This window comes from Mycobacterium sp. UM_CSW, from assembly GCF_000455205.1.
Lineage (GTDB): Bacteria > Actinomycetota > Actinomycetes > Mycobacteriales > Mycobacteriaceae > Mycobacterium.
Genome location: NZ_AUWQ01000009.1, coordinates 1 through 1,608 on the forward strand (window position 1 = coordinate 1; position 1,608 = coordinate 1,608).

Consider the following 1,608-nt stretch of genomic DNA (forward strand, 5'->3'; position numbering starts at 1 on the left):
GCTCACCGCCGCCCAAATGGGTCTCATGATCACCGCCCGCTTCGATCCGATAGCCGCCGCCAAGACCGCCGAGACCATCGCCGCCGACGTCCGCGCTTGGTGAAGGACCCCTTACGCGATACGGCCGGCAACCCTTGAGCTGACACCGTCGCCGAATACACACCTCAGGGGCTTGGTGGTTGGACTCCGTGGCGTACGCGGACGTAGTCGGCGACGGTATGGGTGGGGTGGCCGGTGAGGTCTTTCGCGGTGCGATTTGCCCAGTCCGTCCCCTCGTCGCGGCCTTCGGAGCGAGCGAAGATTCGGCCGAGGAATTAACCTCCGGCTGCGCGACCAGTAGCGCTCTCTGTGAACAACGCGTGCAGCAGTTGGTCTCCGATAGCCTCCGGTGAACCGACCGCCTCGATAATGTCCTCGACCGCAAGGTGGCGCGCCTGCTGACGGTCGTCGGCGTCGACGCCGCAGCGGCTTTCGCCGACGACGGTCACACGCAGTGACCGCCGAGGAAACCGCGGGTGCGGCTAGGCGCGAGTCCTGCCGCCCTCAGTGCCCGCACACAGGTCGCGCCACTCGCGGGGCGACATCCCGTACGCGGTACGGAACATCCGGGCAAAGCTCGATGGGTCGGCAAAGCCCCACCGCCGTGCGATCGCGGCGATCGATGCGGTCTGTGCAACGGGCTCGGCCAGGTCGCGCCGGCACGCCTCCAGCCGTTCGGTGCGGATCCAATCACCGAGGCCGATCTGCGCCTCCGCAAGCACCTTGTAGAGCTGGCGCACCGAGATGTGATGTTCCGATGCCACCTGCGCCGCACAGAGATTCGGCTCATGCAAGTGGGCGCGCAGGTACTCGATGATCCGCAACTGCAGTGTTGCATGCATCGCCTCACGACCGAGTTCGGTGGCGTCGATGTGCGTGGTCAACAGGGCGCGCACCAGGTCGATGCTGGCCTGCACCACCGACTCGGCATCAGTGCGCTCAAAGATGTCACACCGCGTCCCCAAGCGCTGCAGATAGGCGGCCGTCACATCGCAGACCGGATGCTGGGGACTCAGCGTGACCGCACACAACTGACTAATCATGTTGTGCGGCAGACCAAGCCGATCGATCGGCAGCCGAAAGTAGTGATGGCGGATCCCGTCGGGATCGGACAGGGTGTATGGAGCGGTGGTGTCCCACAACACCAGCTGACCCGGACGCAACAACGCCTCACGGCCATGCTGAACCAAAACGGTAGTGCCCGACGGCTGCATCGCCAGGAACACGCACGGGCGCGTGTCATCCCGGGCCTGCATCGGTGTCCGCTCGACCCCCAAGGCGTTGGAGTGAACGGAGAACTTCTGCAAATCCCCCAACTCGTAAATCGTGCCCGCGGCCGTGACCGGCGCTCCCTCGGTGAACGCGATGTCGACGGGAACTATCGTTTCGCGCGTCACTTGAGTCAACGCTTCAGCGCGGTCACGGAACGGCATTCGGCGGGTGTCGATGGTGATATGAGACATGCTTTACCTACACGGAAAATCTGAACCGATCAGTTCAGATTATTCTGAACTGATCGGTTTAAGAAGTCAAATGGAAGAAGCTAAGATCGGCTGGTGACGGTGGGTC

Annotated in this window: 2 protein-coding genes; both read right to left on the reverse strand. The window is 63.5% G+C overall.

The window, feature by feature from the left end:
• Positions 1 to 314: 314 nt before the first annotated feature.
• On the reverse strand, positions 315 to 488 hold the full coding sequence (locus N415_RS31835; RefSeq protein ID WP_161630270.1) for a hypothetical protein: 174 nt from the start codon (positions 486 to 488) through the stop codon (positions 315 to 317).
• 33 nt (positions 489 to 521) lie between these two features.
• Positions 522 to 1,436: a helix-turn-helix domain-containing protein gene (locus tag N415_RS03660; protein ID WP_204366808.1), complete on the reverse strand. Its 915-nt coding sequence runs from the start codon at positions 1,434 to 1,436 to the stop codon at positions 522 to 524.
• Between the last annotated feature and the right edge of the window lie 172 nt (positions 1,437 to 1,608).